The sequence below is a fragment of the Myxococcus dinghuensis genome, assembly GCF_024198235.1.
Taxonomy (GTDB): domain Bacteria; phylum Myxococcota; class Myxococcia; order Myxococcales; family Myxococcaceae; genus Myxococcus; species Myxococcus dinghuensis.
Map to the genome: position 1 here is coordinate 42,462 of NZ_JAKCFB010000024.1, position 23,539 is coordinate 66,000.

At 70.9% G+C, this 23,539-nt stretch carries 19 protein-coding genes; 5 read left to right on the top strand and 14 right to left on the bottom strand.

Translation table 11 applies throughout. The features are described from left to right. Positions 1-32: 32 nt before the first annotated feature. The 3 genes from LZ198_RS27370 to LZ198_RS27380 all read right to left on the bottom strand — a co-directional run bounded on the left by LZ198_RS27370 (position 33) and on the right by LZ198_RS27380 (position 3,267). Positions 33-1,016, bottom strand: a complete 984-nt coding sequence (locus tag LZ198_RS27370) for a LysR family transcriptional regulator (protein ID WP_253975018.1) — start codon at positions 1,014-1,016, stop codon at positions 33-35. Between the two features lie 61 nt (positions 1,017-1,077). Further along, positions 1,078-1,680: a hypothetical protein gene (locus LZ198_RS27375; protein ID WP_253975019.1), complete on the bottom strand. Its 603-nt coding sequence runs from the start codon at positions 1,678-1,680 to the stop codon at positions 1,078-1,080. Positions 1,681-1,800: 120 nt separating this feature from the next. Next, the gene (locus LZ198_RS27380) at positions 1,801-3,267 is read right to left on the bottom strand and encodes a sensor histidine kinase (protein ID WP_253975020.1); all 1,467 of its coding nucleotides are present in this window, start codon (positions 3,265-3,267) and stop codon (positions 1,801-1,803) included. 278 nt (positions 3,268-3,545) lie between these two features. Here LZ198_RS27380 and LZ198_RS27385 point away from each other — a divergent pair, with 278 nt between their 5' ends. Continuing rightward, the gene (locus LZ198_RS27385) at positions 3,546-3,929 is read left to right on the top strand and encodes a serine/threonine protein kinase (protein WP_253975021.1); all 384 of its coding nucleotides are present in this window, start codon (positions 3,546-3,548) and stop codon (positions 3,927-3,929) included. Here the strand turns inward: LZ198_RS27385 and LZ198_RS27390 are convergent. The 4 genes from LZ198_RS27390 to LZ198_RS27405 are packed head-to-tail and all read right to left on the bottom strand — an operon-like array spanning position 3,919 to position 7,016. After that, positions 3,919-4,962 (bottom strand): hypothetical protein, encoded by a 1,044-nt coding sequence (locus tag LZ198_RS27390; RefSeq protein WP_253975022.1) that lies wholly within the window; start codon positions 4,960-4,962, stop codon positions 3,919-3,921. The genes LZ198_RS27385 and LZ198_RS27390 overlap by 11 nt on opposite strands. After that, positions 4,962-5,306 (bottom strand): hypothetical protein, encoded by a 345-nt coding sequence (locus tag LZ198_RS27395; protein ID WP_253975023.1) that lies wholly within the window; start codon positions 5,304-5,306, stop codon positions 4,962-4,964. The genes LZ198_RS27390 and LZ198_RS27395 overlap by 1 nt, the downstream gene beginning before the upstream one ends. Before the next feature lie 31 nt (positions 5,307-5,337). Then, positions 5,338-5,994 (bottom strand): hypothetical protein, encoded by a 657-nt coding sequence (locus LZ198_RS27400; protein ID WP_253975024.1) that lies wholly within the window; start codon positions 5,992-5,994, stop codon positions 5,338-5,340. Then, positions 5,991-7,016, bottom strand: a complete 1,026-nt coding sequence (locus LZ198_RS27405) for a hypothetical protein (RefSeq protein ID WP_253975025.1) — start codon at positions 7,014-7,016, stop codon at positions 5,991-5,993. The genes LZ198_RS27400 and LZ198_RS27405 overlap by 4 nt, the downstream gene beginning before the upstream one ends. A gap of 113 nt (positions 7,017-7,129) precedes the next feature. Here LZ198_RS27405 and LZ198_RS43475 point away from each other — a divergent pair, with 113 nt between their 5' ends. Beyond that, positions 7,130-8,407: a glycosyltransferase family 4 protein gene (locus LZ198_RS43475; RefSeq protein ID WP_253975026.1), complete on the top strand. Its 1,278-nt coding sequence runs from the start codon at positions 7,130-7,132 to the stop codon at positions 8,405-8,407. Positions 8,408-8,706: 299 nt separating this feature from the next. Here LZ198_RS43475 and LZ198_RS27415 read toward each other — a convergent pair whose 3' ends face one another. Continuing rightward, complete coding sequence (locus tag LZ198_RS27415; RefSeq protein WP_253975027.1) at positions 8,707-9,897, bottom strand: glycosyltransferase; 1,191 nt, start codon at positions 9,895-9,897, stop codon at positions 8,707-8,709. A gap of 191 nt (positions 9,898-10,088) precedes the next feature. On the opposite strand from LZ198_RS27415, the gene LZ198_RS27420 reads away from it, so the two are divergent. Then, complete coding sequence (locus tag LZ198_RS27420; RefSeq protein ID WP_253975028.1) at positions 10,089-12,842, top strand: CARDB domain-containing protein; 2,754 nt, start codon at positions 10,089-10,091, stop codon at positions 12,840-12,842. Between the two features lie 12 nt (positions 12,843-12,854). Here LZ198_RS27420 and LZ198_RS27425 read toward each other — a convergent pair whose 3' ends face one another. The 6 genes from LZ198_RS27425 to LZ198_RS27450 all read right to left on the bottom strand — a co-directional run bounded on the left by LZ198_RS27425 (position 12,855) and on the right by LZ198_RS27450 (position 19,574). After that, positions 12,855-13,652 (bottom strand): hypothetical protein, encoded by a 798-nt coding sequence (locus LZ198_RS27425; RefSeq protein WP_253975029.1) that lies wholly within the window; start codon positions 13,650-13,652, stop codon positions 12,855-12,857. Between the two features lie 101 nt (positions 13,653-13,753). Next, complete coding sequence (locus tag LZ198_RS27430; RefSeq protein WP_253975030.1) at positions 13,754-14,818, bottom strand: cysteine hydrolase family protein; 1,065 nt, start codon at positions 14,816-14,818, stop codon at positions 13,754-13,756. 60 nt (positions 14,819-14,878) lie between these two features. Further along, positions 14,879-16,756 (bottom strand): hypothetical protein, encoded by a 1,878-nt coding sequence (locus LZ198_RS27435; protein WP_253975031.1) that lies wholly within the window; start codon positions 16,754-16,756, stop codon positions 14,879-14,881. Between the two features lie 4 nt (positions 16,757-16,760). Beyond that, positions 16,761-17,564 (bottom strand): protein phosphatase 2C domain-containing protein, encoded by an 804-nt coding sequence (locus LZ198_RS27440; RefSeq protein WP_253975032.1) that lies wholly within the window; start codon positions 17,562-17,564, stop codon positions 16,761-16,763. A 244-nt stretch (positions 17,565-17,808) separates the two neighbouring features. Continuing rightward, the gene (locus tag LZ198_RS27445; RefSeq protein WP_256559948.1) at positions 17,809-18,510 is read right to left on the bottom strand and encodes an NUDIX hydrolase; all 702 of its coding nucleotides are present in this window, start codon (positions 18,508-18,510) and stop codon (positions 17,809-17,811) included. A gap of 56 nt (positions 18,511-18,566) precedes the next feature. Further along, positions 18,567-19,574, bottom strand: a complete 1,008-nt coding sequence (locus LZ198_RS27450; protein WP_253975034.1) for a diacylglycerol/lipid kinase family protein — start codon at positions 19,572-19,574, stop codon at positions 18,567-18,569. A gap of 586 nt (positions 19,575-20,160) precedes the next feature. On the opposite strand from LZ198_RS27450, the gene LZ198_RS27455 reads away from it, so the two are divergent. Both LZ198_RS27455 and LZ198_RS27460 read left to right on the top strand, forming a co-directional pair. After that, positions 20,161-21,921, top strand: coding sequence for an Ig-like domain-containing protein (locus LZ198_RS27455; protein WP_253975035.1), 1,761 nt, complete (start codon positions 20,161-20,163; stop codon positions 21,919-21,921). A gap of 60 nt (positions 21,922-21,981) precedes the next feature. Next, the gene (locus tag LZ198_RS27460; protein ID WP_253975036.1) at positions 21,982-23,496 is read left to right on the top strand and encodes a PEGA domain-containing protein; all 1,515 of its coding nucleotides are present in this window, start codon (positions 21,982-21,984) and stop codon (positions 23,494-23,496) included. The last annotated feature ends 43 nt before the right edge of the window (positions 23,497-23,539 follow it).

A 23,539-nucleotide genomic window follows, 5' to 3' on the forward strand; every position in this document is an offset into this window, starting at 1 on the left:
CCGACGCCTCCGGGACCCACGTCCCGGGGGCGTCAGCGCTTGCGGGTCCGCGCGGCCTGGGGACGGGGCTTCGCGCGGACCTCCGCCTTCGCCACGGAACCATCGCGCAGCACGTCGACGATGAGCTCCCGGAAGTAGCGCGCGGCGGGGTCCGTGCTCGTGCGCGGATGCCAGATGAGCGACATGGGGATCGCGGCCGGGTCCGGAACGAACTGGAGCCGCCGCAGGGGCAGCATCGCGCAGAGCACGTCCGCCGTGCGCGCCGGCATCCCCGCGACCAGGTCCGAGCGCGTGACGGCCATGCCCGCCGCGACGAAGTGGGAGACCGCGAGCGCCGGCTTGAACGAAAGCCCGTTCGCCTTGCAGAACTGCTCGAACATGCGGTGCCCCACCCCGGGACGCCCGCTGTTGATGAGCATGTCCACGTGCTTCTCCGTGTTGAAGGCCTCCCGCGTCAGCGTGTTCCCGGTGATGCGCGGGTGGTCCCTGCGCACGAGGAAGACGGTGCGCTCCAGGTAGAGGTCCTCCGCCAGGTAGCCGTCCCGCTCGGCCACGGCCCGGGGCGCCAGCGCGACGTCCACGTCTCCCGTGGCCAGGCCGTTGGACGCCACCAGGTAGTCGATGCTCACCACGCGCAGGAACGCCCGGGGCAGGCGGCGCGCGAACGCCTCCACCACCAGCGGCACGTCGCACACGTCCTGGTTGTCACCACACGACAGCGTGAAGACGCGCGTGTCCTCCTCGGGGTTGAAGCGCTGGCCGTCCACCGCTCTCTGCAACTGCGCCACCGCGCCGGCCACCAGCGGCCGCAGCTCCTCGCAGCGCGGCGTGGCCACCAGTCCCCGCCCGCTGCGCACCAGCAGCGGATCCCCCAGCACGTCGCGCAGCCGCGCCAGCGCGTTGCTCACCGCGGACTGCGTGACGTGGAGCTGCGCCGCCGCGTCCGTGACGCTCCCCGTCTCCAGCACCGCGTGCAGCACCAGGAACAGGTTCAGGTCGATGCCCGAGAGATTCATGCGGGTGATGCCATACACCACCCGCCATCACCGCCTCAAAGGCCTCCCGCGCGGCCGCGCCTCACGAGCGCCGGGCGCCCGTCAGCATGGCCGCCATCTGCGGGTCCAGCTTGAACGACTCGAAGAAGCCGTCCGCGTCCTGGGGGATGCGGCCCTCGGGGTGGAGCAGGAGCTGCTGATACAGCCGGTGGCCCACCAGGAAGAAGCGCCCGCGCAGCCGGCGGGGGCCGGACACGCCCTCCACCTCCCAGCCCGGGAAGCCCTCCAGCGTCAGCGGGCGCGAGGACACGCCGGTGGCCCCCAGGGCCTCCAGCGCGCCCAGGCTGGCGCGGGACACCACGTCGCGCGGGTCCGCCTGCTGCACGGCCGCCGCGGGGAAGTCCGTATACGAGACGTAGTACGCGGTGTCCGCCTCCGGACGGACCGCGATGAAGGTGTGGAGTGTCACCTCGCCGACCTCGGTGACCTGGGTGCGGCGCTCCTCGCTCACCGGGCCGGGCAGGGACACGGAGAAGCCACCCTCCGTGGACTGGACGACGGTCGCCGGCGTCACGGGGGCCTGCGCGGCCTGGGCCGCCGGGGCCTGCTGTTTGGAGGCGCATGCGCCCAGTCCTCCAGCGGACAGCAGGATGACGAGGGGCGCAACTCGGCGCGAAATCTTCATGGTCCAGGCAACTCCTGTCGTGTGGCCCGGAAGGTACGTCCGCCCCGGTCCAGGCGCACGCAGCCTCCTCGACGCGAGCGCGACACGCAACGCTTCATCGCGCCCGCGCGCCCCTCCCGCTCAGTGCAGGTGGCCGCTCGGCGGCTCGGGATGCGCCTCCACCGCGCCGGTGGCGCAGGCCAGCCGGACGGTGAAGGTGGACCCGACGCCGGGGTGGCTGTCCACGTCGATGCGTCCGCCGTGCGCCTCGACGATGCGGCGGGCGACGGACAACCCCAGCCCCACGCCCGGGGCGCGCCGCCGCGCGTTGCCCGCGCGCTGGAAGGGCGCGAAGAGCATGCGCTTCTCGTCGTCGGTGATGCCGATGCCCTGGTCCCTCACGGACATGAGGACCTCGTCCCCTTCCCGGCGCACCCCCACGTCCACGCGGCTGCCCGAGGGCGAGTACTTCAGCGCGTTGCTGACCAGGTTGGTGAGCACCTGCTCCAACCGGTCCGGGTCCACGCGCACCGGCATGGGGACCTCCGGCATGTCCAACTGGAGCACGTGCCCGGTGTCGCTGGAGCGGTACAGCTCCACCACGCCGCGCGCCAGGTCGCGCGCGTCGCGCACCTCCGGCCGCAGGTCCAGCTTGCCCGCCTCGATGCGCGTGGCGTCGAGCAGGTCCCCCACCATCCGGTCCAGCCGCTCCACCTGCCGGCCCACGAGGGCGAGCACCCGCTCCATGCGCTCCGGGGTGAGCTGCGCGCGGCTGCGCTCCGGGAGCGCCGTCGAAATCTTGAGCGCCGACAGGGGATTGCGCAGCTCGTGCGCCACGCCCGCCAGGAACGCCAGCTGCTGCTCCTGCTGGTGCGTCAGGCTGTTGGCCATCTCGTTGAACGTGCGCGCCATGTCGCGCAGCTCGGTGGGTCCGGACACCGGCGCGCGCGTGCGCTTGCGCCCGTTGCCGAAGCGGCGCATGGACTGGCTGATGTCTCGCAGCGGCTGGATGGCGATGCGCTGGAGCAGGAACGTGCCCGCCACCAGGCCCGCCAGCATCAGCCCGCACAGCACCAGGCCGATGGTGTTCGCCATCCGGTTGAGGTCCGCGGAGGCCTCGCGGGCCATGCGCGCCTCGTCGACGTTGAGCTGCACCAGCCGCTCCAGGGAGTCGAGCGCCGCGTCCAGCGCCGGGATGACCTTCGCGGCCCGCTGGCGCAGGGGCAACCGGAGGGCGTCCCGCTGGACGTCGAGGTAGCCGGAGAAGTGGTGGTCGACCTCGTGGATGAGGGCCTGCTCCTGCGGCCCCGAGGCCGTGGCGTCCAGTCCCTGGAGCAGGCGGGGGAACGAGGCCTCGATGCTCTCGAGCGTGCGCCCCCGGATGAGGTCCGACGTCGCCTCCACCGGCCCCGCCACGCCGCTGAGGCGGAAGTGGATGAGCAGGTCGATCTCCAGCTCCTCCGCCCGGTGCAGCCCCTCCACGGAGTCCCCGAGCGTGTTCGCCGAGTGGTGCTGCGCGTTCGTCAGGCCGATGAGCGCCCCGGCGGCCAGCAGGGTGACGAGGGCCAGGCCGCCCAGCGTGATGGCGAGCCATGCGCGCAGGCTCATGGCGCCTCCCGGAGGAGGGACCGGACCTGGCGACGTGCCATGCGGTGGGCGGGGATTCTCACGCTCGGTCCTCCACGAACCGGGGACGCTGGTGCTCACGCCCCCTTCCTGACTGGAGCAACAAGGTCCACCCGTGGAGGATTCACGGACTGGACAGCAGACGGGCGGAGAACGAGGTTCTCCACATGCCGTCATCACTGGCCACGGGCAATCGTGCTAGGGAGGACGGACGTGGCGGGCGAGCGTGAGCCCCCCTGGCCGCGCGCGACGAGGTCACCATGGACATGCTCTCCCAGCCGGTACGTACCCTGAAATTCGATGGCTTCTGGCGGTGGCTGCAGGAGCACACGCAGTGCATCCTGCGCGCCGGCTCCGTGGACGCGATGCTGTACGACCACGACGACTTCCACTGGCTGCTGCTCGAGGAGGAGCGCCAGCACATCGTCCAGGTGCTCAAGGGCAAGGCGCTCGTGGGCGAGCTGGTGATGGCCGGCCGCGAGGTCACGGAAGTCACCGTCGCTCCGGACCCGGAGTCCGGCACGCAGGGCCACTTCCTGGTGGAGCTGATGGGGGGACCGAAGGAGGACCCGCAGGTCCTCTACCACTTCATCATGGCGCACGGCATCGACCCGGCGCCGGGCCACAAGGACCTCAAGCACTGAGGACGATGCGCTCGATGAGCGCCACCGCGTCCTTCGCGCCGCCCGCGTACGTCGCGGGCGAGCGTCCCCGCGGGGCGCCGGAGTCCAGCAGCGCCGCGGCCCTCGCCACCAGCTCCTCGCCGGTGTGGGCCAGCTCCTCCGGACGCAGTCGCAGCGCCTGCCGGTCGTAGCGGCGCTCCCGGGCGAGCGCCACCAGCGGCGTGCCCGTGACGCGCGCCTCCTGCACGGTGTTGTACCCGCCCGCCCCCACCAGCACGTCGACGCCGGGCATGACCGCCAGCGCGGGCCACACCTCGCGGGGAGGCACCCGACCCGGCTTGCGCTTGCGGCGGCGGGCGTGCGGGTGCTCCGGCGACCAGGGCCCGGGCGGCACCAGCCACCGCACGGCGGCGGCCTCCCCCAGCCGCGCCTGGAGACGCTCGGCGATGTCCCCCGCCTCCGCGACCTCCACCGCGTTGCCGCTGCCCATCACCGCGAACAGGGGCCGCGCGTCGCCGGACTCCAGGCCGAACCACGCGCGGGCCTGCGCGCGGCTCATCCACTCGTCCTGGCCCAGCAACACCCAGGGCGCGGTGCGCACCGCGCGCGGGTGTCCGGCGAAGGCCGCGTCCTCACCGGGGACGAGCAGCAGGTCGAACGCCTCCACCGCGCTCGCGATGTCGAAGCGCTCCACGTAGGTGGGGTTCAAATCACGGTGCACCAGCACCTTGCCCATGCGCAGCTCGGGCAGCAGCGGCGCCAGCTCGCCGGCGATGCCGCGAGGGAAGGTGTCCACGACGAGCAGGTCCGGGCGCACGCCCTCCAGCAGGGCCTCCACCGCCTCGCGGACCGCGTCCTTGTCCAGGGCCGCGCTCAGCCGGTACACGCGACCGCCCGGCCCGAGCATGGCCTCCAACGGCATGTCCGGCGCGAAGTCGCTGTTGGTCACCAACGACACGCGGTGGCCCCGCTTCAGCGCCACGCGCGCCAGGGCACACGAGCGCGTGAAGTGGCCCATGCCTCCGCCCAGCGCGTAGAGGAGCCACCGCGCCATCAGCTTCCGACCATGTCCTCTTCGAACGCGGCGTCACCCTCGTGGCGCAGGCTCCCGCCATCCGCCTCGGTGAAGTCGTGCGGGTCCCTCGACGTGCGCTGGCCCCAGAAGGAGTTCGGCCCGCCGTAGTAGCCGTAGTCGTCGTAGTAGTAGCTCGCGTCGTCCTCCGTCTCGCGGGTGGCGGTCCCGGCGCACGCGGTGCACACCAGCGCGCCCTCCTCGGTCGACGTGAGGTGCGCGTCACAGACGCGCCTGCCGCAGTTGGGGCACAGCGCCTCGGCGGGCAGACCGCACTCGCGGGTGAAGAGGAAGCCCGTGGCCACCTGACAGGTCTCTGCGTTCATGAGCGGAGCGGCTCCGGTGGGGTCGAGGGGCTCACGGCGCGGCGGCCGTGGGCGGAGTCTGGAGTTGATGGAGCAGCGCCACGCGCAGCGGCAGGTCGAGCTTCTCGAAGGCGAGGCAGGCCACCGCGTCCGCGCGCACGTCGGACTTCGTGGCGAGCAGCGTCCGCCCGCCCGCGTCCTTCAGCGACACCTTGCCCTCGCGCACCTTCACCCGGGCCACCTCGACGCCGGAGGCCTCCTGCACGCGGGCGCCGTCCTCGTCCGGCGACACGGTGTACAGGAGCGCGCCCCGGGAGTCGTTGAGCCGCCAGCCCGTCCCCTGGCGCGCGAGCGTGTAGAGGACCTGCTGCTGCGCGCCGTCGCGCACGGTGAGCGCGCCGCCCGCGGAGCCCACGACGTGCGCCAGCGGCACGTCCTGGGGGTCGGACACCTTGAGCGACACGCCCTTCCACTTGAGGCGGGCCAGCTCGCGGTTGTCGCCATCCACCAGCTTGGCGCCGTCGTCCTTCGGCTTGAGGGAGAAGCGCTCGCGGTCGTCGGCGTCCTTGAACTTGAGCTTGCCGGCGGACGCGGTGTCGTCCTGCTCCGCCTCCGCGGCGGACGCCCGCGTCGTCGGGACCTCGGAGCCCGAGGGCTTCGAGCAGCCGACCCACAGCAGGAGGGCCAACCAGGGCAGGTGTCGAATCATGGCGTGGCCCTCGAGGGAGACTTGCGCTGGGAGGCGGTGGAGTAGTTGAGCACCTGGTAGAGGCTGAGCATCATCATCAGGAACGTCCGGGTCGCGTCCGGCACGGTCTCCACCCAGCGCCCGTTGATGTCTCGGCTCTGGTTCGGGGTGCCGGTGCCGTACTCGTTCTGGGAGTAGTCCGGCTGGGTGTCGTTCTGGCTGGGGTCCACCGCCAGCCACTCCAACGGCAGGCGGGTGCGCAGCGCGAGCCGGTCCTCGGACACGTCGAGGCGCGTGTCCGTGACGCACGCGGGCAGCTTCAACGCCTTCCGGGCGGCCCCCTCGAGCGAGACGAGGTCCGGGTGGCGCTCGGGCTTCACCCGGAGCTGGACGCCGAGGACGGTACTGCTCTTCGACTTGTGCTTCGTCTTCACCTTGCCCCGGTAGTTGCGCTTGGACCGCGAGCGCTTCTGGAGCCACTCCTCCATGGTGAGGCGCAGGTGCGTGCCATCCGCGAGCCGGACCTGGAGCTGGAGCCAGGGGTCCACGTAGTCGTTCGTCGTCCAGTCCCCCGCCCGCCCGGAGCCCTTCCACTTCTCCGTCGCGTCCAGGTCGGTGAGGTCCAGGTTCAGCGTCAGGGGCTCGTCCGGGGGGATGTCCTTGCGCAGCCGCCGCAGGAGGTACATCACCAGTTGGTAGCGACGGTCGGGCAGGTCCCGCTTGCCGAGGCCGTGGTTCTTGCTCAGGCAGACCAGGGTCGCGACGAGCGAGACGATGAACACGCCCCCGAGCACCCACGCCACCACCCCGGAGAACGCGTCCGCGAAGAGGCACATGAGGCAGAGCACGAAGGAGATGCTGGCCGCAGCCGTGGCCGTCTTCCCCCGCCCCGACCACTTCTCGCGCAGGGCGGCCACGACGTCATCGATGCTCTCGAAGAAGTCCAGGTCGTCCATCACCTGCGCCAGGGGCGCGGTCTTGGAATAGCGCGGCTGACGCTCCATCTGGTGGACCAGGGTTTCGAGGTCGTAATCGCGGGACACGACGAGGACTCCCCCTCAGAGTCAGAGTCGAGACGGCCGAGCGTATGGGTCCGCCGGGTGAGGGTCAAACCCGGGCGTTTGCGCGGGTCCACGAGGCGCGATAGCACCCATGCGTGGCCTTCACGTCCGGCGCTTCGGGAATCATCTACGCCTCGTTCGATCGCTTCCCCGCTCCCAAGGGAGCGGCCGTGCACATCCGGGCGTTCGTGGAGGCCCTGGGCGCGGCCTTCGGCGGCGTGGACCTGGTGGCCCTGCGGGACGCCGCCACCACGCCCCTGGGTGCGCAGCCGCTCGCGCAGGGGGTGACGTATCACCCGTTGGAGGCTCGGGGGAGAGACCTGGTGGCGCAGGCCCTCTCGTTCCGCTCGCACCTGGCCGCCTGGTGGCGGGGCAGGCCCCGCGCCTCCGTGGTCCACGTGCGCTCCATCTTCGAGGGCTACCCGCTCGCTCTCGCGAAGGAGTCGCTGACGGACGCGCTGGTGTTCGAGGTGAACGGGCTGCCGTCCATCGAGCTGAAGTACCACCACCCGGACGTGGCGGATGACGTGGAGCTGCTGCGCAAGCTGGAGGTGCAGGAGGACACGTGCATCGCGCGCGCGGACCTGCTGGTGACGCCGAGCGCGGTGACGGCGGAGTACCTGGTGACGCGGGGTGCGCAGGCGTCGCGCGTGCGGGTGATTCCCAATGGCGCGGACCTGGAGGTGTTCCGCTACGCGCCGCCCCGCGCGACGGAGCCGGGGCGTCCGGTGCGGCTGCTCTACAGCGGGACGATGACGTCCTGGCAGGGCGTGCATCACGCCATCGAGGCCTGTCGCCTGTTGCGCCGGGAGCTGCCCACGGTGCTGACGCTGGTGGGGCCGCTGCGCAGGCACCAGCGCCGCGCGTTGATGGACCGCTGCGGAGACCTGTTGCTGGAGGGCGCGGTGGAATTGCTGGAGCCCCTGCCCCAGGACGCGCTCGCGGCGCTGCACCATGACTGCGACGCGGTGCTGGTGCCGCTGCCGGTGAACGACCGCAACTGCGTGCAGGGCTGTTGTCCGTTGAAGCTGCTGGAGGCGATGGCGTCGGGCACGCCGGTCATCGCCAGCAACCTGCCCGTGGTGCGCGACATCGCCGGTCCCGACGAGGTGATGTTGATTCGGCCGGGCGCTCCCAAGGCCATCGCCGAGGCGGTGAAGGCGCTGCGCGCGAACGTGGACCTGGGCCCCGCGCTGAGCGCCCGGGCCCGAGCACGCGTGGAGCGGGACTTCTCGTGGACCCAGGCGCGCGAGGCGCTGGTGCGGACCTACGAGACGACGTTCGGGCTGAAGCGGTTGGAGCGACCGTCAGCGCTCGCGGCGACCGACGACTGGACCCGCTCGGATGCGCACCGCGACGACGCCTCCGCGTAGCAGACCTATGAGGCGACGTTCATCGGAACGCCATGCGGAGCTGCTCACGAGCGGACGACCCGCCTGGACGCATGTCTGCATGACGCTCCGATGAGACGACGTTCGCGCTGAAGCGCCATGCTGGGTTCGCAGCGCTTCGCGAATCCGCCAGCCTGGATGCACGCCGCGCCAGCGCCCCCGCGCAGGTCCGTGCGGCACCACGGCCTCGCGGAGACGACGCTCGGGCTGAAGTGCGGGACGCCGCCGTGAGCAGGCCGGGACACGCAACGCAGCGGTGCCCCGGCTTCGCCGCGCCCGAATCACGCGACCGTGGGAATCGCCCGAGCGAGCACGCGGCGCAGCACCTGCGCCTCCGCGTCGGCGGTGAACCCCTCCAGGATGCGACGCCGCGCGGCGGCGCCGATGGCCGCGAGGTGCTCGGGTGAGAGCGAGAGCACGTCGAGACAGGCCTGTCCCAGGTGGTTCAGCAGCGCCTTCTGGATGATGAACCCGTTGCGCTGATGCTCCACCGCCTCGGGAATTCCTCCCGCGTCGCTGGCGATGACGGGGCGGCCACACGCCATCGCCTCCAGCAACGCGTTCGGCATGCCCTCCCAGAGCGAGGGCTGGAGATACACGTCGCACAGCCGCAGGTGCGCCGCGATGGCCTCGGGCGTCTCGAGCGCACCGGACACGAGGATGCGCGCGCCATCCTCCGGGTGCTCCGCGCGATAGGCCACCAGGTGCTCCGCGTCCCGCGCGCGCACCTCGCCGATGACGAGCAGGCACGCGGGGCGCAACCGGCGCACCTCCGTCAACGCGGACAACAGGAAGGGCAGCCCCTTCTTGTGGCGCAGCTCACCGGAGAACCCGAGCACCACCTCGTCCGGAGCGATGCCCAGCCGCTCACGGAGCGCCGGGTCCACCGGGCCCGGGGTGAAGACGTCCGTGTCGACGGCGTTGGGGATGACCTCCACGCGCGCCTCTCGCCCGAGCAGCATCCCCATCTTCCGCCCGAGGTCCCCCGAGGCCGCGGTGAGCACGTCCGCGCGCTGGAGCGTCCACAGGAGCCGGGCGAAGTCCCCGGGCGGGAACATGAGCTGGTCCACGTCGTTGCCGCGCGCGCTCACGGTGGAGGCGATGCCCACCGACGCCGCGAACACGACGGCGAGGAAGCCGGGCGGCGACAGGTAGTGGCCCCACACCAGGTCGTAGCGCCGCTTCGTGTGCAGGTGCCCCAGCACATCCAACGTGTGCTGCATGGACAGGTCCAGGTTCCCGAACAGCCCCAGCCGGTGCAGCGTGGCGCCCCGGGCGAACGGCGTCACCTCCCCCGCGTCCTCCACCGTGCTCAGCGCGCCGGGGGGCAGCGTCCGCGTCCACGCGAGCACGTCCACCCGGGCCCCCAGCCGGGAGAGCGCCCCCGCCGTGCGCGCCCCACTGCGCGCCAACCCTCCGATATCCGGGGGAAATCGTTCGGCGAGGAGCAACACACGCGGAGAAGCAGCCATGGCGCCAATCTACCCGCCCACGCCTCGGAGGCACCCGCGGAGTGACGCGGTGGGGCGCGCCCGACCCTCGATGCCAGGAAGTCGGGAGGTTGAATAAAAGCCGACAGGGCGCGTCGAGGGCCACGGTGGGAGCACCCCCTTTCAGCCAGCCTGGGCCGGTCCCTGGCGCTCCCCGGAGGCACGTCAGACCTATGCACGCTCGACACTGGTGGGCACTCGCGCTCGCGACGGGAACGCTCACGGGCTGCATCGTGGAGCACCCGGACCTCGACACGGAGCCGCCGCCGTGGGCCCAGCCGGACCCCGACCCCTTCGAGCCCGGCCCCTCGACGCCCGACTCCCCTGACTTCGAGCTGAGCCGCCTCACCGGCCCGTCGACCCTGGGCGAGGCTCCCCAGCAGGTCACGGCGCGCGTCTGCAATTACGGCACGAGCGCGGGGACGACGGAGGTGGCCTTCTTCCTCACCACCTCCCAATCCATCGGCGCGACCGAGGTGCTGCTGGCGCGCAGTGCCCGCGTCTCCCTGCGGCCGGACGAGTGTCAGCAGGTGTCCTCGTGGGTGAGCGCCCAGGCGGCGACGGAGGGCATCTACTTCGTGAGCGGACGGGCGGACCCGGATGGGCTCGTCAACGAGACGCGCGAGGGTGACAACGTCGTCATCGGCAACACCGTCTTCGTGGACCGCACCCCGCCGGAGACGCCGTCGCCCGTGTGGGTCAAGTCGGGCGAGGGGCCCGCGCATCGACTGACGCTGCACACGGAGCCGGGCGCCTCCGTGTTCGTGTACCCGGGCGCGGGCTGCAAGGGCACGCCGGTGGCCAACACGCAGGTGGGCGAGAGCGCGTACTGCGAGGTCCCCATCCAGGTGCCCTCGACGCCGGGCGCGCCCTACTCGGTGCGCGTCTACGACGGCGTGGGCAACGGCTCGCACTGCAGCCCCACGGTCCAGTACCCCACGAGCGGCGGCGGCACCGGCGGGACGCAGCGACTGGCGCCGGTGCTCGTGAGCATCAGCCCCACCTCTCCGAACCAGGGCCTGACGCCGACCTTCGGCGGCCGCGCCGAGCCGCGCGTCACGGTGGACATCTTCAAGAGCGCGGACTGCCAGGGCCCGGTGGAGAAGACGCTGACCACGGACGCCAACGGCGCGTTCTCCTTCCAGGTGACGGTGGCGAAGGACGCGGCGGTGAAGGTGTCCGCGCGGGCGCGGGACGCGAGCGGCTACGCCACGCCGTCCACCTGCTCGAACCCGCTGGAGTACCAGAACGACAGCACCCCGCCGGCGCCGCCGCGGGTGACGGACGTGAAGTGGCAGTACTTCGACTCGGGCCGGGAGCTGTGGGTGACGGGCACCGCGGAGCCGTACGCGACGGTGGGCGTGTTCATCGACGTTGCGTGCACGGGGGAGCCCATCCGCATGGTGCAGACGGACGCGCAGGGGCGGTTCAGCGCGAGCGCTCCGTTCGGCGCGGGCGGCAGCCACCGCGTGTTCCTGGCGGCGAGGGACCTGGCCTACAACTTCTCCGCCTGCTTCGAGGGGCCCGCCTACGAGCTGCGCTGCCCGCCGGGAACGGCGGACTGCGACGGGCGTTCGTCCAACGGGTGCGAGGTCGACCTGACCAAGAACCCGAACCACTGCGGGACGTGCGGCAATTCGTGCCAGGACAACCCGTACGCGGACGGCGTCTGCGTGGCGGCGACGTGCGGCAACACCTGCGCGCCGGGGTACTACGACTGCGACGGGAACACCGCGAACGGCTGCGAGTCGCGGACGCAGTGCTCGCCGCAGACGTGCACCATCCACAAGCCGAGTGAGCTGATGATCACCGACGTGTCCGTGGTGGACGACCCGGTGCGCACGGCGCCGGGCGGCCCGTGGCACTTCGGCACGGTGATGCGGGAGATGGCAGGCGGACAGGACCCGTCCGAGCTGGTGCGTGGGTGGCTGAAGACGTGGCTGACGAAGCAGATGGTGAACGGGCTGGAGATTCCGCCGCGTCCGGAGATGCAGACGCAGGTCCTGGGCCCGTGGGAGGCGCGCAGCGGCGGGCCGTCGAAGCCGCTGGACTTCAACACCGCGCCGTTCCGACTGCTGGCCATCGTCAACCGCCTCGACCTGCGCCACGAGGGCTTCCAGGCGGGTGAGGGGCGCTTCATCTACGGCGTGGTGGCGCCGAACGGCGCGCCGCTCGAGTTCACCGTCATCCTGGAGTACGCGCTGCCGGGTGGCTCCGCGCCGGCCATCCAGGCCTGGGCGGAGGACTGGCACGCGCTGGGCGCGGTGCGCGTGGGCAGCCCCGGCTACAACGCGAAGCTCCAGGCGCTCACGGACCGCTTCTCGAAGGCGGGGGTGATGTCGGGCCGCCACGTGGGCAGCGCGCTGAACCAGATTCGCACCAACGAAATCCAGTTGGCGGAGCCGTGGGAGATGCGCGAGTTCGTGCTCTCGCCGCTGGGGCTCCTGCCGACGACGGTGAAGCTCACGCCGGCGAACCACTTCGAGAACACGCAGATGCTGGCGGACTACCTGATGCAGAACCAGACGGACGTGCTCGCGGAGAACCACGTCGTGCCGGACAGCATGGGGGGCATCCCCTTCCTGGGGGCAAACGCGCTGGTGCCGCTGGACTTCTTCTGGCGCGCGCCGAACGTGTCGAACGAGGTGCGCCACAAGTTCTCCCTCAACACGTGCAGCGGCTGCCACGCGGGCGAGACGCAGACGGAGTTCCTCCACGTGGCACCCCGGCAGGCGGGACGGGCGTCGACGCTGTCCCCGTTCCTCCAGGGCACCACGGTGACCGACCCGGTGACGAAGACGGTGCGGCCCTTCGACGACCTCACGCGCCGCGCGGAGGACCTGAAGGCGCTGGTGTGCGCGCCGAACCTGGGCCTCAAGTCCGGCCACGTGGCGCCGTCCAACCTGCCCCGCGCCCGCGTCCACTGACGCGGGGAGTGGCTACCGTCCGAATCCGCCGAGGGCCGTGCGGCTGAAGCTCGCGGCCCCCTGGCTCACCCGGACGGCGGACTGGCTGAAGACCTGGAAGGCGGCGCGAATCTCCTGCGCCGTCTGTCCAGGGGTGAGGATCCACCGGTCCTCGATGCCCATGTCGCGGAACACCCGCCGGAAGTCCGTGCTGCCGTCGTGGATGCCCATGCCCGCGACGATGTGGCTCTCCGCCCGGCGCAGGTCCTCCACCAGGGCCTTCACGTCCCGCGCTTTCGCGTTGCACGAGTGCATGTCCGCGCCGTCGGTGATGAGCAGCGTCACCGTGCGCACCGGCACGCCGTTGCCGCTGAACTCCTGGGACTTCGCCAGCACCGTCCCCAGCAGCACCACGGCCTGGTCGTAGAGCGGCGTGCCCTTGTCCGGGCGGAAGTTGCCGGAGTGCATCCGCACCACGTCCTCCAGCGGCCGGTAGGGGTTGAGCACGTCGCCGTTGAGGTAGCGCGTGTGGAAGAGCACGCCGTCCTTCTGCTTGCTCGCCATCAGCGCGTCGAGCACCAGGTTGTGCCCGTCGCACACCGTCTTCACGTGCCCCGCGATGCTCCCCGAGTCGTCCGGCATCACCGTCACCAGCACGACCTCGCTCGACTGCACGTCCTCCACGCGGACGCCGAGCCCCGCTTGAATCTGCGCGCCCAGGTCCACCACCGTCAGCGCCTGCAGGCCCGCGGCGCTCAGCGTCCCCTCCGCGTGCGCGTCATCGAAGAGCTTCTGCAGGGCCTGCTTCCCATTGGGATTCGTGCTGCTCATGTCCGTCTCCTGTCCCCTCTCGTCGAGGGCATGGCTCCGCCCGTCCCGCGTCCGCGAGGACACGGGCGGGCACCGCGTTGCGTGTCAGCGATTGCGCCGCCTCAGCCGATGCGCAGGTCCGGCCAGCGCGTGAGCGGGTCGGTGGACTTCACCAGGTGCATGCCCGCGTCGGCGAAGCGCTGGAGCGCCGCGTCGGCCTGCGGGGTGAAGTCCGCGGCGAAGCCGCCCTTGCCGTCCGGCACCGTCACCGCCGACATGCAATCCGTCAGCAGGTACACCTTGCGCGCCAGCGCCGCGTCCTGCGCCACGATCTCCCCCAAGAGGTCGTCGATGGAGCTCTTCACGCAGTGGCTCGCGGCCTGCCCGCCGATGACCACCGCGTCCGCCGTGAGCAGCGTCTTGAGGAACTGGGTGTTGCGCTGCGCCAGCGGCTGCCCGTCGTGCCGGCCCAGCACCTCCGGCCGGAGCACGGAGTAGTTCTCCGTGAGCGGGTTGCCGCCCTTCACCTCGGCCCAGGACTGGATGCCGCGCACGAAGGAGTGGAACAGCCGCGCCTCCTGGACCACGCCCGCCAGGGCGTGCCCGTCGCTCCCGAGCAGGCAGTGGGGTGGCCACAGGTACAGCGTGTACTTGCCCGCGCGCTCCAGCTCCTCGCAGTAGTACTTCACCTGCTTGAGGAGCCACGGGTAGTTGCCGCCGCACAGCCACTTCGCCACGGCGGGGTTGGGGCGCGCCTGGCCGCGTTCGATCTGCTCCCGCGTCACCTCACGGTAGGGCGTGAGGGGCTGGTCGTCCTGGTCCACCCAGAAGGCCGGGAAGAAGATCTGGTACGCGAAGTGGGTGTCCAGCGTGGCCGTCACGTTCGTGAGCGCGCCGAGGTTGCGGTAGATGAACTCCGCGATGCGCCGGCTGTCGTCCACGGCGCCGTGGCCGCTGCGGCCCGCGACGTAGAGCGAGCCCTCCGGGAAGCAGAAGTCCTTCTGCACGTCGATGAGCAGCAGGTGCAGGTTGAAGGAGTCCACCGCGGAGGCGGTGACTCCCTGCGCGGTCCGCCAGGCCCCGGCCTCCGCCTGGAGGCGGCCCGCGTCGGGCCCGTAGGCGTACCGTGCGGCGTGCTCCGGCCGGTAGAAGCCCGGCATCGGCAGTTCCTTCAGTTGCGTCTTCATCGTCCGACCCCTCGTCTGGCGCGAAGACCCGGGGCCCTCGCGCGGTGAATGGACTTCCGCTCACGCCATGCGCAGCGTGGTGAGCGCCTGTCGGCCCACCACGAGCAATCCCTGTCGCGACAGCAACACCTGGCACCCCGAATCCACGAACGGCTCGGTGTCGGGGAACCCGCGCACCGCCTCCAACCGGCCGTTGCCCAGCTCCACGCGCACGAGCCCCGCGTCCGTGGCGCAGAAGAGCGCGTCCCCCACCGCGCACCGTCCGCTCCGGAGCGGCCCTCCGAGCCAGGAGTCCTCTCCCGCCTCGGCCACGGCCTGCGCGCGAACCCCACCGTCCGCGCCCACCACGATGCAGTGGTGCCGCGTGCGGCCCGCCGCCTCCTCCGCGAGGAACAGCCACGCGAGCGCTCCGTCGAAGACACACGTCGCGTCCGTCAGCGGCCCCGCGGGCCACGGCAGGCTCAAGCCATCCCGCAGCCCCAGGCGCTCCGCGTCGAACACGAAGGCGCCACGAAGCCCTCCCGCGCGATGGAAGCCCAGGCCGAAGCGCGCTCCGACGAACAGGCGCGTCTGCCCTTGCAACACCTCGCCGATACGCTCCGGGCCATGGACGCCGTCACGCCACAGCCCACCCGCCGTGGCCCAGTAGCGGTGTCGCGCGTTGGCCGCGAAGGCGGGATGGCCTCCGGGCGCATCCACGCCGAGGACCTCGGGCGTCCCGTCGGGCGCGCACACCGCCACCCTGCCTCCTCGCCCCACCAGCGTCACGTCGCCCTGCAACGCCCACCGCAGGGACGGGTCGAGCGGCCCACGCAACACCACGCGACCATCCTCCCGGCGATAGGCACCGTCGGCGTGATACAGCCAGCGCGGCGCGCCCTCCTCCACGCTCGCGTGGACGATGACGCCCCGGGTGGAGAACAGCGCCGTGGCCGTCACCTGCCCTCGCGCGGACGAGACCGGTGTCGCGGCGGCCGTCGCGTGGGGCTGGCACGTGGGGCAGGCGGAGCGCGCGTGCTCCACACCGCAGGACGGGCACGCCTGGAAGCGCAGCTGCTCGAGCAGCGGGAGGGGGAACACCCCACGCTGGTCCTCCACGAACACGCGGACCAGGTGATGGAGGAGCGCGTCGGGCAGCGTGCGCAGCGGGAACGCGGGCTTGGGGTACTGCACGTCGGGATGGAACACGGTGATGCGCTGGGCCACCCGCCCCGCGGGCGTCAGGCGCGCCGTCGGCCCCTTCGCGCGATGGATGCCGCCATGGGGTCCCACACAGAGCAGCGATTGGAGGACCGCCACGGTGAAGGCATACCAATCACTCGGCTCCGAGGCGGGGCGCGTGGGCACCAGGGCCTGACCTGCGCCCGGCAGTCTCAGCGGGTCGAGGAAGCGCTCGGTGAACACCGAGCAGGTGAAGCCTCCGAACTGGAAGCTGTCCGTGTCGATGAGGTGCGCGTCCGCCTCGCCCGTCACCAGGACGTTCAGGTCGTTGAAGTCGCCCACCACCACGCCCGCCGCGTGGACGCCGGCGAGGGTCTGGTGCAGGTCGCACAGCACCTTCACCACGCGCGCGGAGCTGGCGCCCGCGCGTCGGAAGGAGGGCTCTCCGAAGCGGCGCAGCGGCTCCGCGTCGTCGAGCTTTCGCATGGTGTAGCCCAACACCAGCCGCCCCTTCCTGTCCGTGGCGAGCGTCTGCGGCGCCACCACCCGCGCCGGGAGACCCGAGGGGAAGGCGCGCAGCTTGCGCTGGTGCTCGTCCAAGCGATGGCGAGCCGCGTCCTGCTCGGCGACGAGCCCCGTGAAGTCCGGGTGCTCGGGCGGCTTGAAGAGCTTGAGCGCGCGCCCTCCGCCCAGGTCGAACACGTCCGCCTCGCCCCCCTTGCCGAGCGCCCGGGCCACGTCCACCCGCACCTTCGCGCCGTCGAGCCAGATGTCCATGGCGTCACGCCCTCCCCATGCGACGGCGCAGCACCACCAGCGTCGTGTCGTCCGCGAGCAGCCCGGGCGAGCGCACGAGCCGCCTCGCGTCGAAGTCGGCGCGGACGGACTCCCGGTTGAGCAACGCGAGCCGCCGCCTCAACGCATCCGGGTTCGCGAAGTAGCGGTCCTGGGTCCAGAACTGCGAGAGCGGCCCCACGCGCTCCTCCCCCGAGGGCAGCGCGGTGTCCGCGAGCTTCGCCAGGTCCGCCACTCCGTCCGTGCCGAGCAACAAGGCATGGACGTCCTCCGTGGCGACGAGCGCCAGCGACGTCAGCGCCGTGTCCACGTCATTCAGGAGCGCGTAGGTCAGGTACGGCGGCGCGTTGCCGGGAAAAGGCCCGAGCGGGTGCAGCTCGCCGTTGAGCGCCCAGACCCCATCTCCCGCCGCGAAGACGAGCGTGTGGGCGGGCGTCACCACCGCGCCCACGAGCGTGAACAGGCAATCCGCCAGGACGTCGCGACCGAGGTCCTTCCTCAACTCCCCCAGCAGACACAGCACGTCCTCGCGAAGACCGGGGAGGAAGGAGTCCTCGTCCACCCGAGCCCCCGTCGCCAACCGCTCCAACGCCGCGTGCGCGACCCGCCGGGCCCCGAGCTGCGCCCCCAGCTCGCTGCAGGGCTGACTCCCACACCCGTCCGCCACCACCGCCACGAGGCCGTGCTCGCTGCCCCGCACACACCACGCATCCTGGTTGTTGCGCCCCGTCCGCACGTGCTCGCGGCCCTGCACCGATGCGGCGATGAGCTCGAAGGGCAGCATGGACATGGCTCTCCCGTGGCCCGCTGGCGGGCGCGACAGACTCGGAACGACGTGGCGGGCCCGTGGAGACCCACGAGCGCTCCGTGCTCACGAACCTGGAGGGAAGCGCCTCGGGCGCAGCTCTCCTCGGGTGACGACCACCCGCATTCGTGTCTCCATGACACCAACATAGTGTCTCATCGACACTATGTCAACGCAAAGGGGCCGGGACGGAGGGGCAGGAGGCGTGACGTCGGGTGGACAGGGCCGGTCAGAGCTCGAAGTTGAAGCCGGCCTTCTCGAGCTGGCGGTACTTCTTGTGGTCGAACCGGTACAGGCGCGCGGCGCGGTGGGAGACGTCCTGCTCCACCTCGTCCAGCTCCTCCAGCAGGTCCATGGCGAGGATCTTCTTGCGGAAGTTGCGCTTGTCGAGCTCGCGCTCCAGGACGACCTCGTAGAGGCGCTGCAACTGGGTGAGGGTGAACTTGGGGGGCAGCAGCTCGAAGCCGATGGGCTGGTAGCGCACCTTGCCCTTGAGGCGCTGCAGGGCGGTGGCGAGGATGTCCACGTGGTCGAACGCCAGCTTGGGCGTATCCCAGACGGAGAACCACGCGGCCTCGCGTGCGTCGGTGGCGGCCCGCAGCGTGTGGGCGCTGAGCTTCACCAGGGCGAAGTAGGCCACGGTGACGACCCGGCCCCGGGGGTCCCGCTCGGGGGTGCCGAAGGTGTAGAGCTGCTCGAGGTGGCCTGGACGGATGCCCGCCTCCTCCTCCAGCTCGCGCCGCGCGGCATCGTCGAGGGACTCCTCCATCCGCACGAAGCCGCCGGGCAAGGCCCACCGCCCGGCGAAGGGCTCCACGCCGCGCTGGATGAGCAGGACCTTGAGGTCGTCCTCGTCCAGGCCGAAGACGACGCAGTCCACGGTCAGCGCGGGTCTCGGGTACTCGTACGTGTGGCTCACGCGCGCCGGCATAGTGTCCGGAGCACACGCGAGTCAACGGAGAGGACGCAGCGCCGCTCGGGTCGGCGCTACACGGACACCATGCGCGACAGCTCGCGCCAGTCGACGAGCTGGACGCTCTCCTCGGCGAGGTCGAACTCGACCGAGCGGCGCATGCCGATGACGTCGCCGCCCATCTGGAAGGGGACCTCGCGGTCGAAGTCCATGCGCAGCCGCTGCACGAACCAGTCGTTCATGTGGGGCAGCGGGTGGGCGCCCTTCCACAGGCGGAACATGTTGCGGGTGGCCTCGAGCACGCCCGCGCCGTAGACGCGCACGGACAGCCGGTGGGGAACGGCCTGGGCGAACGGGAAGGCCTTGAAGCCGAAGCCCCACTCGGGCGTCGTCGCCGCGCCCGCCACGCCCGCGGGTCCCTGGTAGAGGAGCGCGCCCTTCTGGCCATTGGGGAGGGGGACGACCTTGCCCTGGTCGTCCACGGTGAGGGCGTCGTCGCCGAGGTTGTAGACGGACACCTGGGGGTTTCCCTCGCCGAACATGTGGCGGGGCACCGTGCGGGTGAACATGGCGGTCAGGTAGCCCCGCAGGCCCGCCTGCTGGCTGCGCAGGGGCCCGGCGGAGGCGAGCTGATCCTTGAAGTCCTGGATCATCTCCGCGTCCCAGCCCGTGCCGGCGAAGGGGGCGACCTTGCCGTTCACGCGGACGAGGGCGAAGGGGCGCAGGGGAGGCAGGCGGCCTTCCACGGCGGCGATCTGCTTGAGCGCGACGGCGGGGCGAGGCGCGCCGGTGACGCGTGCCCAGGCGTTGCCGGTGCCCATGGGGAGCACGCCGATGGCGGGGAGCGCGACCCCCGCGTCACGCAGCTCGTTGAGCAGTCCGGTGATGGTGCCGTCACCGCCTCCGGCGAGCAGGAGCGCGGGCGGGTTGGGGCGGAGCTGGTGGGAGATCCACTCGCGGGCTTCTTCGAGCGAGCGGGTCAGGGCCAGCCGGGCCCGGGGGAGGAAGCGCTGGACCAGACCGCCGACTCCCTCGGTACCCCGGCGCGCGCGCAGATTGACGAGGACTGCGATGTCACTCATGGAGGGCGGACTTTCCCCAGGCTGTGTCATGGCCCGGTCACGGCGACGCGGGGCGGGCCACCCCGTGACATGAATGTGTCCTGAGGACCCGGAGTGCGGGGAGCGAGCGGACTCGGGATGCCTGGGGAGGCTGCCGCCGACCCGGAATGGCCACTGGCGGCGAGGACGGGTCCGACACTCGGAGTGCGGGTCCGACAGCGGGAATCCCCAGGCAGGGGCCCTCCCGACGCGCTTCATGGCCGGCCTCCAGGGGTGAGGGGTGCTCGTCGCGGCGCTCCTGGGGAAGATGGGGATGGGGGCGGGCAACGCCCCGGCCCACCCCGAGCCCCCTCGGACACCAGGCGGTGGAGCCAGCGCTGATCGCGGACGGGGGCGTCCAGGGCCAGGACGGAGACCTGGGGTTCCAGCGGGAGTGGAACGAGGTCGAAGTGTCCGACAAGGGGTTGGAATCACTGGGCCTGGGGGTGGTTTGGAGCGAGGGGACGAGGGCTGGTATGAGCCCGCGACCGTGCACCAGGCAACGGAACGTGGCCTGCACAGCCCCCGAACGATGACCCTCACACGACCCGTCCTGCCGTCCCTGGCGGTGGCCCTCCTGCTGTCCGCCTCCGCGTGCATCGACGTCCCCGGAATCGCCCCACCCAAGGCGGAGGTGCGCATCACCGCGCCCGCGGGGACCGCGCATACGAATGGCGTGCTGGAGGTCCGGTTGGAGCTCACCGGAGACCCGCCCGAGCGCGTGGAGTTGCTCCGGGACGGCGAGCCCTTCGCCACGGTGGAGTCGCCGTATGCGTTCCGTTGGGACACCCGTGAGCTTCCCGAGGGGACGTACCGGCTGACGGCGCGCGCGGTGTTCGGGGAGACGCCGTTCACCAGCGAGGAGCGGCAAGTGGTCGTGGACCGGACGGCGCCGCAGGTGGTGTCCCGGAGTCCCACGGCCGGCGCCACGGAGGTGTGGGTGAAGAGTCCCATCCAGGCCGTGTTCTCCGAGCCCCTGCTGGCGAGCACCGTGACGGACGACTCCGTGCGCCTCACCGTGGGGGATGTGGAGGTCGCGCGGACCGTGTCGCTGTCGGCGGATGGAAGGACGGTGACGGTTTCTCCCAACGCGCCCCCCACCGCCCCTGCTCCAGGGAGTCTCACGCTGGCGGCGACGCTGACGGACCTGGCGGGGAACACACTCGTGGACGCCACGGCGCCGTGGTCGTGGACCTATGCGGCCGTCAAGCTCGTTCCGGTCGGGGAGCCACTGGCCCGCCCCGCGGGCACGGATGCCGCGTTCACGATGGCCTTCACCACCGACAAGCGGGGGCGAGGCATCATCGCGAGAGTCGACCGCACGGGTTACGAGCACAGCCTACGCATCATTCAGCAGGACGACACCGGTAGCTGGTCCCAGCTCGGAAGCGACATGGCCTCCAGAGGTTCTGACTATGAGCCATACAGCATCAACCTGAAGACCGACCCTGTCACTGACCTCCCAATCGTCGCCTGGCATGAAGGCAATGGCAGCAACGAATCCGAGCTCATCTACGTCGCACGCTGGAACGGTAGTAGCTGGCAACCTCTCGGGAACCCGGGAATCACTTCCGCGAGTGTCTTCTCGAGAGACCCCGTCATGGAGATAGACGCCGCCGGACGACCGCTCGTTGCGGTCTCCAACGACAATGAGCAGACCACGGAGGTCCACCAGTGGTCTGGTACCGCGTGGAAGTTGCTTGGCGACGCCATCGGTCCGGACCACGGATTCACCCGCACCACGCCTCTTTCACTCATCCTCAAGCAATCCCAACATCCGCTGATCGCCCTGGCAGGAACCAGCCCCGACAACTCGGGGCTCTACGTCTTCGAATGGACCGGCACCGCCTGGCGACTCCTCGATGGACAGACACTTGCACAGGTCAAGCTCCCCGGCAGCGCTACCCGGGCCTCGAACATCGTTTTCGCGCTCGATGACCAACAACGGCCGACACTTGCATGGCTCGGTTCTGCCGGCGGACTGGGCGGGTACCAGGTCTTTTCCTATTCATGGGACGGGAAGAACTGGACCGAGCGATGTACCGCCCTCCCCCTCCTAGGGATTTCCAGCCAGCCCGATTCGTACTTTGGCTTCAGCAAGGGTTCACTCTGGTTCGCATGGAGCCATCCGGGAGCCTCGAGCTTCCGCATCGAGCACTGCTCGCGCTCGACCTGGTCCTTCTTCGCGGGGGACAACGACTTGGTCTCCCCCCGAGCTCCAGTGAAGACACTGACCGCGTTCTCGGCGTCAGAGTCCCACCTCTTCCATGCTGTCGGCCTGATGGATGGTGGCGACAGCGTGCTCATCCGCCCCAGCGTCAACCAGTGACTTCGCGGAGTGCCACTCATCATGCCAATCCCCACCTCCAGCACATCCCCCAGAGCGAGCGTGCTCCTGTCCATTTTGGTGGCAGCCATTCCACTCACGAGCACGGCCGTTCCCCGTCGACTGGTCATCGCGGCTGGTGACTGCAAGGACGCCGAACTGAGCAGCCAGGCCAATGCCTTCCTCGGCGCGTTGACCTCTCGCCCGGAGCAGGATGTCCAGAGCGCGAGTGCATTCAGTGAGCGCCTCTTCCCGCAGCCGACCAAGAGCTACGAAGACATCCAGCGTCAGCTCGACACCGCCCAGGACCACTTCTACGAGAACCGCAACGGCAAGGCGGCCCAGGCGGTCGACGAGGCCCTCCAGCAGATCGGTCGACTCCCCGTGGGGGAGGGACGCTGGAAGCTCTACGTGAGCGCCCAGCTCCTCCACGGGCTGAACTACCGCGCCATGAACAAGGCGAAGGAGAGCGACGCGGCGTTCCGCAACGTGCTGCGACTCCAGCCCACCCACGAGTTGGACCCCGAGTACTTCGCGCCCTCCGTGCGCCAAGGCTTCGACAAGTTGAAGAAGGAGCTTCCGCGCACGCGGAAGGTCAAGCTGTCCGTGAAGTCCACCCTTCCCTCATCGGACGTCTACCTGGATGGGCTCAAGGTGGGGCAGACGCCGCTGATGCTCGACCTGTTGGCGGGGACCTACGACCTGACCCTCATGAAGGGGGACGCCCTCAGCTTCCCCCGACAGATCCAGGTCCAAGGAGCGGACACGCCCATGCTGGTCGACCTGGCCTACGAGGGTTCGGTCTCCGCGAGCCCGTTCCCGTGTCTCACCACGGGAGAAGGCAGTGACGAGCGGACGCTCAGCCACGCGGTCCGGCTCGGTGGCACCCTGGGCGTCGAGGAGGTCATCGTCGTCCGGCTGGAGCATCCCAGCAGTGGACCGAAGTGGTTCGCGGCCACCGTGCTCAACGTCGAGGGAGGCCAGAAGCTGCGCGAAGGAGGTTTCAAGACACAGGGGCTCGATGCCCCCGCCGAGGCCCTCTCCGCGCTCGTGGACTTCGTGACCACCGGACGCTCTCCGTCGAGCCTCGTGGTGATGAACTCGAACGGCCGCGCCCCCTGGGAACAGCCCGCTCCCGCCGACAAACCGGGCCCCACACACGCGAGCGGGATGGACATCAGCGCGCCCGACCTGCTCACGGACAACGTCTCGACGACCAGGACCTCGTCGCCCCCGACACTGCGCGTGGCTTCCTACGTCCTCGTCGGCGCGGGGGCCGCGGCGCTCGGTGGAGCGGGCGTCGTGCGTCTGCTCGCGCAGAAGGACGCGGACGCGCTCAACAAGCGCCTGAACAACGGGCGAATCCTCTCCACGGACCAGGAGGCGCTGAGGCTGCGAGACGCCCTCGTCCAGAAGAGCAACCTGCTCACGGGATTGCTCGTGGGGGGCGGAGCCTCCGTTGCGGCGGGCGCCGTGTTCTACCTGCTCGCTCCCGACTCGTCCCCTTCGCGTCCTGTCTCGGTGGACGTCGCGGTCGACGGGGCTGGCCTCGCCGCGAGCGTCAGCGGCCAGTTCTGACGGACGGAGTGCGGGCCTCCACTCCGAGTCGGCTCGCACACCT